The organism is Alteromonas sp. MmMcT2-5, assembly GCF_022348315.1.
Taxonomy (GTDB): domain Bacteria; phylum Pseudomonadota; class Gammaproteobacteria; order Enterobacterales; family Alteromonadaceae; genus Alteromonas; species Alteromonas macleodii.
Genome location: NZ_JAKRFB010000039.1, coordinates 33,362 through 41,860, shown reverse-complemented (window position 1 = coordinate 41,860; position 8,499 = coordinate 33,362). Strand labels below are relative to the sequence as shown.

4 protein-coding genes and 1 pseudogene are annotated in these 8,499 nt (G+C 41.9%); all 5 read right to left on the bottom strand.

Translation table 11 applies throughout. From position 1 onward, the window contains the following. Positions 1 to 96 precede the first annotated feature (96 nt). A pseudogene (locus MHN09_RS15430) lies at positions 97 to 987 on the bottom strand (IS66 family transposase); the annotation flags it as partial. 140 nt (positions 988 to 1,127) lie between these two features. Continuing rightward, the gene (gene tnpB, locus MHN09_RS15425; RefSeq protein ID WP_187447030.1) at positions 1,128 to 1,478 is read right to left on the bottom strand and encodes an IS66 family insertion sequence element accessory protein TnpB; all 351 of its coding nucleotides are present in this window, start codon (positions 1,476 to 1,478) and stop codon (positions 1,128 to 1,130) included. Positions 1,479 to 2,047: 569 nt separating this feature from the next. Further along, entirely contained in the window at positions 2,048 to 5,194 is a 3,147-nt protein-coding gene (locus MHN09_RS15420) for a hypothetical protein (RefSeq protein ID WP_187447031.1), read from the bottom strand. Between the two features lies 1 nt (position 5,195). After that, positions 5,196 to 7,754, bottom strand: a complete 2,559-nt coding sequence (locus MHN09_RS15415; RefSeq protein WP_187447032.1) for a hypothetical protein — start codon at positions 7,752 to 7,754, stop codon at positions 5,196 to 5,198. Continuing rightward, the gene (locus MHN09_RS15410) at positions 7,747 to 8,340 is read right to left on the bottom strand and encodes a hypothetical protein (protein WP_222936563.1); all 594 of its coding nucleotides are present in this window, start codon (positions 8,338 to 8,340) and stop codon (positions 7,747 to 7,749) included. The genes MHN09_RS15415 and MHN09_RS15410 overlap by 8 nt, the downstream gene beginning before the upstream one ends. Between the last annotated feature and the right edge of the window lie 159 nt (positions 8,341 to 8,499).

Genomic DNA, 8,499 nt, shown 5'->3' with positions numbered 1-8,499 from the left:
CGCAGCGAATAAACTGTTATGAAGAACCGGATGCGTTAATTGCGCTCGTCCGGGTCTGTGAGGGGTGAGGGCAGTAATGTCCTCATCTACTCGGAAACCCGCTAATGTGGCCTTGGTTTGTTCATAGCCCTGATAGCCATCCACTTGCAAATAGCCTGAGTAATATCCCAGATACTCTACCGCACAACGCCCTGAGCGATTGTTCTGGTAGTCATACAGCACGATATTGGGTATCGGGTTTTCATTGGGCGAATCACTGCCGGTGCAATACAACCACATATAACAGGTAGATTTGTCTTCACTGATGACCTTCAGTGTGGTTTCATCTGCCTGAATGACGGGTTGTTCCAGTTGGATGGTCTTGAGCCGTTCAACTAAGGGTTTAAACAATGTGCTGCACTTTATCATCCAGTCGGCCATGGTACGGCGACTTAATTCGATACCATATTGTTTGAACAAGCTTTCCTGGCGATACAGCGGCAGTCCATATTGTTATTTACTGGTGATGATTTGGCTTAATAATGATGACGTAGCTATCCCCTTAGGAATAGGGCTGGCCGGTAGAGGCGCAATGTTAACCTTAACCTCAATACCTTGCTGCTCACACATGCGGCAACTGTATTTGGGCCTGACATGCTCTACCACTTTGACCTGGGCGGGGATGAATTCCAACTTTTCACTGCGTGCTTCGCCCATCTGATGCAGCTCACCGCCACAGCAATCACAGACCTTGTCTTCATCGCTAATGTCATGAACAACCGTTTCACGCGGTAAGTCTTTAGGCAGTGACTGGCGTTTCGGTGTTTTGTGGGTATAGCTGATGGCCTGTGTCTGGTCTTCCTCTTCAACGTGGTCAGCCTCTGACTCAGCTTCGTTAAACAACTCACCCTGGCCTGGATGGCTTTCACTGCTAGCTCCAAACTGCTTTTGTTGAGCCAAGCGGAACTGCTCTTTTAAATAGGCTATTCTGGCATCCTTCTCAGCCATTAATTCTGCTTGCTCTGCAAGCAATTTTCGAAGCTTTGTCAGTTCGTCAATCATGGTGTCATTTTACCAATAAAGCCCAGTAACCTGTTGTTTTTATTCAGACTAATTCGTGATCGTTAAATCCCTTGTATGATCACAGGTTATAAGGCCACCGACTGGAAGGTCATGGGTTGATGACCGATAACATCATACCCACTTAGCAACCACTCCAGTTGCTGTTCAGTCAGTGAATACGTTGGCGTACTGAGCTTACCTGGCCACTTGAATTTGTCCTTTTCCAGACGCTTGTACCACAGGGCAAAGCCGGTGCGGTCCCAGTACAGGATTTTCAGTTTGTCTTTGCCCTTGTTAAAGAACACGAACAAGGCGCCTGACATCGTCGGCAAAGCCATGTCGGTTTCGACGATGGCCGCAAGGCCATTGATGGACTTTTTGAAGTCGACAAAATCACGGTGCAAATATACTCGGGGTGGATCAACAAAAAGCTTCATGCCGGCAGGCCATTGAGCAAAGTGAGCAGGTAATCTGCCGGTGTTTCTGCTGGCAGCGATAACCTAGAGGCTGAAAGTTCGAGCACAATCGGTTGCTTAATATCTCGATGGACTTCTGTCGCAGTATGTTTGGTAACTTTTGTGCTGACAAAAGCGGATGTCGTGGCATTAACTAATCCATGCTTCTTCCGCTGAGTGAAAAGCCACTGGTTGAAATCTTATGCTGGCGACAAAATTCTGAAATGGTTAAACCGCTTTGCTGCTGGTCTTCCAGAATCTGCCGCCATTGGTCCCGGCTTCGAAATTTTCTCATTGCTCACTCCGTTTTGAATTTTGGAGTCAGCTTACTGAGATTTCTTCAACCACTGAATGTGCTGTTTACCGGACGCTTGCAAACGTCGACATACATGCTAGCGACGTTCGCAATATATGGCTGAGGGAAAAACATGAATATCACTGCATTACGGCTGGCAAAGCTTGCTGAAGCGCGGCAACATTGATAGTGTGATTACGTCAAAATCGCTTGGTACTTATACCGTCAGTATCCCTTGATAATCACACTAGTACATCTAAACGTCCATATGAAGCAACTTACCAAACACAGCCAAAACGCACAAAAAACTAATAAACGCCTTGTTTCGTCTTGGCGTGCTATTTGAGTCTGCTTTCGGTTTTAAAAAGTGCAAACTAACGGTACCCTTCTGTAAGTAGCTGAGGAACCGTCCCTCATCGCTGATTGTGACCTTAACCTTTGATTGCTCGTTCGACCTTAAGTATTCGACAAACCGATGTGGTATGACAATTTTGGTAACGACTTCATTGTCAAAACGACTCTCTATTTCATCAAGCCAAAATTTTAAATCTTTTCGATATTGACTGATCAAGTCTTTGTCAAATTGTTGTTCAGAGGGGAAATACCAAGTGAATGAAAGTTGCCAACTCTCGCTCTTTAGTCCTTCAAAAAGGTCGAGTAGCGTGCGTATCGCTTCTACGTTGTGCGATCTTATCAAAGAGTCTTTTGAAGCAACTCGATTCCTCATTAAATCGTGCATCCCCGACCAAAGTGCATGATTACCGTCCTCTGTTGCTCTACACCGGTCATTAAATGTAGTTAATAACTTTTCCACATTAGCAATTTCGCTTTTCTTGAGCATTGCGGCATTCGCATAGCGAGGAAGCTTATTCTTTGCTCTTTTACCTGGTCGTCTAGATAGGTTGTCATCTATGTTGATAATTTTGTTGATTAGCCCATCATCAACTTGGATAGACTGCATAATCTGAATGTTGGATTTTCTGTTTGCTAGCATTAACATCACTTCCCAAAGATCCAGTAACGAGAGTTTTTTGTTATTGGTCATCGAAAACGCATTTTGGATCTGCGCTAGTAGCGTTTCATTGTCGGCTGATATCTCTTTTGGTTCGCAAATAGTCATATGTCTTGGACGCAGAAAATCTACTTCATGTGCTGGGTTTAATAGTTTCGCACGCGAGTTCAAATCTTCATCTTGAAGCCCCCAGAATTCTTTAAGCGAAGGTTTACTGAGTTTATTGTCAGAGAAGGCAACATGCTGCACAAATTCGGACAGGTGGTAATAGGATGAAAGCGTCACCTCAGGTGTTGCGTGTCCCATTAATGATGATACTGCCCACAGTCTTTTCCTAGACCATGGTGTCAAAGCTAGTCGAGATGCTACTTTTTTATAATTTGCATCATTGAAATAGGGATGGTCGCAAAATTGATAAGTTCTAAATTTCTTCAGGAACTCACTATTTAATAGCAACATCAGCCAATTGCAAAATGAGTGGCGACAGTGATGAAAGACCAAGTTTTGGTCGCCAGTTACTGAGCGTAGTATATAACTAAGTAGATTGAATGCTTGGTTAGCTTCATTGATATCTGGCACTATTTTGGTGTTTATATTGACATGAAGCCCTCTTCGACCATCTAAATAGTCAATAAGCTCCTCTAGCTTGTCCTCAGGCCAAAGGCAATCAAGTGGTAGGTTACGAGAACTCTTTGCTGACTTTAAATCGCGAAACCTATTAGGCCGTACTTGCAGACTAACATAGTGTAGCCCCCCTATTTTAAGGTCCGCAAATTGTAAGCCTGAAATTTCGTTGCGTCGTAATCCACTATAGAACCCAAAACAAAAATAAAGTTTGGCAAGGGTTGCTAGTGGTGTGTTCAACAGGTCGCATAATTGGCATATCCTGTCCGCTTCATGATGGGTAATGATGTTGGCATTCACCCCAGTCTTGTTGCATGGGACATCGATATCAGAAACATCCATTTCCCTAACGAAGTTCTTAGTAACTAAAAAATCGGCGAAGTAAAGTACAAACTGTTTCTTGCTAGATATGATTTCATCGATGACGTCGTTTAATTTAGTCACCCAAATATCTGGTGATAGGGTTTGCATATTGCAACCTGCAAACTCTTGGATAAAAGGTTTGGCAACATAATCTACGTAGTCATATATGGTTTTAAGTCTTAGTCGGTCCTTTTTTTTGCCTCCTTCATCAAGTAGATGATATGCCCATGCGAGTAATAACCATATAAGAGGCTTTTGTATAGCATGCTCTGTTTGCTCTAGCCACGTTCGTAGTTTGCCTTTAAGTGGAGTAGTAATCTCACCGCTCTTCTTTTGAGTCGTGTTTATCTTCAATGGGCGAATAAACGAGGTTACTTCTGTATATTGTTCGGTAGTGGTTTGTTCTAGAGGAAATATACTCTTAGCGTATTTTCTATTATCGCTGCTTGGACGGTTAGCATCTGACCATGCTTTGCGTTGACGATGTGAAACAGTCCTGTCAACGATGAAATCTTGTTGTATCTCTACTGCGGTGCCTTTCAATAATCTAAATAGCGTATGTCTCTTAAGTGGAGTGGTAGGGAATATTCTTAGTCTAATAGCCGACTCAGCTGCACTTAATGATAATGCCAATTCAGTACGCAGCATACTTCGAAACATTATTGCGCTGATTTTGTATTCAGTGGGCACGATCTGAAATGTATGTAACGTTTTGTTGATTGCGTTGACTATGTTTGCAGGGCTGCGCTGTCGTACGTTCCAGTTCAGCTTGAGCAGCATGACCGCCGTCTCGGATAACCAAAACCGCTGATACTCGGTTTCAAAAAAGCACTCTTCTCCGATGTAAAAAATGTCTACCTCTCTATTTAAAAGGCTTCTGACATTTTGAGGCTGTGATACGCCCTCTTTAAGTATTAGCCAAGCAATGAGAATACCCACTTGATCGTAAGTGTTATTCATATAAATAGACAATGTGTCGGGTGCTTCAATAAACCTGTAAATTCTTCGTTGCAACGTAGACAGTATCATGTCGTCGGGTTGAATAAGAGGAATGTCTTGTCTGATTTGAACAGGAAAGGAGAGCTTTGGGGTTTTGATTCCAGACTCTTTTTCTAAGATACAAAATAGTAGTTCTGCAAGACGTAACTCAACCAAATGTAACTCGAATCCTTTGCTTAGCGAATTCGTGAAATTTTTTATAGATTGCGCTAAGTATTTTTGGTTGTCATAGCGAACATGACGTTGAAATTTTTCGATTACGTTCTTTATTGTTTTGTCGACATCTGCACTATCAAAGTGACTAATCTTAGAAAGTTTCACATACTGCGAGATATTCGTTTGCGCTGAACTCGCATAGTGTTGCTTGACATCAGTCGACAGTGATATCTGCGCTTGTTTAGGCATATTAAGACCGGAGCCTAGTGAGTAATGACGGCAGCGCTGTCCAACCCAGATCTTCCAGCATCTCATCAAGTAATGGCTGTAGCGATGAGACGGTCGTTGGATAGCTTGATGATGAAAACTTTTCCAAAGGGTTCTCACCAGAAACGAAGTGACCCAGCTGAAACTTAACCAGCTCTTGGTGCACGCCTTGAGTTTGAAGATATCTTCGCATGTAATGTCTTCCAAAATTTATCGGTAAATGTATTTCCGCGCGTAATTTTTTGGGGGTGACAGTAGTCGGTATAATGGATTGTTCCGCATTTTCCGCTTTAATTCGTTCGCCTTCTGTTTCATTGCCATGTGTACTAAACAAGAAAAAGACGCCAAGTTGAGTTGCGGAATTTCTGATAGTGATAAAATGATCGAGTCGCTCGCTTTTACCTTGCAAATGAACGTAATTTGTAGGAGAAAGTTGGGAAAATAGGTGTCTAGCGAGCAAAGGCTCTACCATACTGAGAAGGTTCGCCATAGTATTTATATGTACTTGATAGAATTGAAGTTGCTGGCGCAATAGTCTTGCACACACTATAACGCGCATATGTGAGAAGGTCTTTGTTGAGTCTTTGTCCGAAATACATAACGTATTTCTTTCTGGAAAGATTAGACTCAAGGAGGGCAGGGGGTTACATACGGCGCGGTATCCTGTTCCGCTCAGAAGCATCCCAAGCGTGTAGATTGTATAAGCATTATGATATTCAATGAGGCTTTCTATTTGCCTCGTAATTTGTCTAGATTGGAAATGAGTTTTTAGGTGTGCTGCAGTAGTTGAAATCCAAGTCTGCAATGCAATTTTCGTTGGCGTAAAACATGAACCCACTCCAATATGTTGTTCGATACCGCTTTCATTCTCGACGTCGTTATTGGTATTAACTGACGGCATGAGCTCTGGTGGTTTAAAATTAGGATCAAAAAGCATCACTTGTTTTAATACATCCTGCCAAATGGAATGAATGCGGGCATTGATTTCCCTCTCGCTGTACCAGGCATAGTGCCTCGGCGCTCTTGTGTAGTACGATATTTTGCCTGATAAAATTTCTAGAATAACGGGATCGTGTAGTTCTTGAGCAACTAGGAAATTCTGAAGAAAGCATTCAACCCTCGTAACACCTATCTGACTGTGGTTGCGATGATTTATGACCTTAAGGAAACCATCGACTGCATTTTTTATTGTGTTCAATCTGTAAGTGCAGCCAATAGTCTCGTGCTTGAGTATATCTGCAGCTACTATTTTGTCGCGTATAAACGCAGGCAGAAAGAGCTTTACGGTGGAACCTACTCTGAGTAAGTCTCTTCTATGCGAAAGAGAGCTCTTCGTAGTTGGAGATGGAGCGACAATCAAACTTGTTGATGTATCGGTGACATGAAGGCCTGGCTCATGATGGTTTTGATTTAGATGCACAGGAATGTTGAGGAGTTCGTCTAATTCTTTACCTAGGAACCAAATTAGACATATTAGGCTTTGAATGTAGCTTGCTGGTAATCCACTGTATGTACTGCTTGATGATGATGTTAACTCATGCCACAGCAATTGAAGTTCATGAGGTTGAAGAATTGCACGGTCTGTCGGTAGTAGGTTGTGACTGCGCCTAACGTCTCGAGTGATTTGTCTTCGTATTTTCTCAATTTTGTATTCATCTTTGATAACAGCTGTATCAGGGCGCTCATGCTTATCTTTACTTTCACCCGCCTCGTTAATTTGTACGATAGTCACACTCGGGTAGTCCTCGCTCAAGCATGCAGAGGGATCCTCCGTTTTATCATTCGATAAGTATTTTGCTTTAAGAGATGCAGTCAAAAGGTTTCCGGAACCTGGAAGTCTTACTAGCTTTGTTCTTTGAAAATAAGAACGTGTTTTTGAGGGCGAGTCGCGGGATTGTCTCACTCGCGTGGTCCAATTTAAGCGATAAAAATGTTCAAGGCTATAAAGGTATGTCAAGCTTGAAGGATTCTGATTACTTGGATTCAACGCTTTGATGCTCTCTCGAGCATGAGCTGCACTGATAGCCAGTGCATCTGGTGAACCTGATGTTCTCAAATGATAAGCTACGTCCGGATCGGTATATGATAGTCGGAATGCTCTTGCCGCTTCCTCTACTCTACGATTGCGTTTAATCTCAATCTCATTATTAAAATAGTGACTGAGAAATGAAAGTAAAGCAGACGCCATTTTATCGTCTTGATAATCATAAAATATAAACAGTAATGAATATATTGGTCGGAGGCTTAACCAGCCTTTCGCCTTTGTTTTATTGTATAAGATTTGTTGTTTAGCAGTTGGGGTCTGTACAATTTTTTGTTGTAGTGAATCGAAAGTGCTTAGCTCAATTTCAAGAAGTTTGAGCCACCTTTGTCCTGAAATTCCTCTAACATAATCAAGGATTCCAAAAACAAACCCTAAACCGCGAAAATCAATAGGGCACTCAATTTGCTCTAGGAATATCTCTACCTCCTCGACGTTGACGACATCGCTTCCGAAAAAGTCGATTATTTGTTCACGTGTTGGGGTTTCTATATTAATCACTACTGCGACTCAATTCTGTTTTTGATACTGATAAGTACTCAGCAACTTTTTCAATTGAATTAAGGTTAGGGAAAAGCGATAGCCATTCTTGAGATTGAAAAATGCTTCGTTTGCCAGGGTCGTGATTAAACCAAGTGCGAAGATAAAAGCTTATTTTTTTTGTGTCTGCGATAAAGCACTTTGAAAGTAAATCTGTACTCAGTGAGTGCAATATGATGGACCGCCTCAGTGACTTTGGCGGTGTTTTACCTAACAGGAAAACTCTTATGATTCTCTCTGAAGCCGTTTGATATTGCGCAGCGTATCTTTGGAATGCTAAGAAGGTAAAAAAACCTGACACTACGTAGTAATACCCTCTAGCTTGATAACAGATAATAGGGGAGTGAAGTGAGAGTAAATTTAAAAAAGGTGAGGTTTGTTCGTAGGTTTCTTTCGCGGTTCTAACGGCGCTAAACGGGTTAGCATTTTTGGTCATTGCGGACATAATACTGTCCGGAGAGAGTCTATTTAGTTTTACTTCTACCAATTCACTTTTGTCATACAAATTGCTGTCAAACTTAGCTAGTTCTTTTTCCAATTCGTTCATTATTCCACTCGCTAAAATACCAACCTCTTGCAATACCAAGATGAAACTAAAACGAGCCTGAAAAATAGCTAAATTAAACTGCGTTTTAAGTACTTTTATCTGTGACTGAATTGTGACCAAATATAGAGTGAAAATCAACCAAAAAGTGTTAAAGTAAAG

Bases quoted from the DNA above. Each gene is read 5' to 3' on its own strand.
- MHN09_RS15420 (WP_187447031.1), bottom strand. From the start codon at position 5,194: ATGCCTAAACAAGCGCAGATATCACTGTCGACTGATGTCAAGCAACAC.
- tnpB (WP_187447030.1), bottom strand. From the start codon at position 1,478: ATGAAGCTTTTTGTTGATCCACCCCGAGTATATTTGCACCGTGATTTT.
- MHN09_RS15410 (WP_222936563.1), bottom strand. From the start codon at position 8,340: ATGAACGAATTGGAAAAAGAACTAGCTAAGTTTGACAGCAATTTGTAT.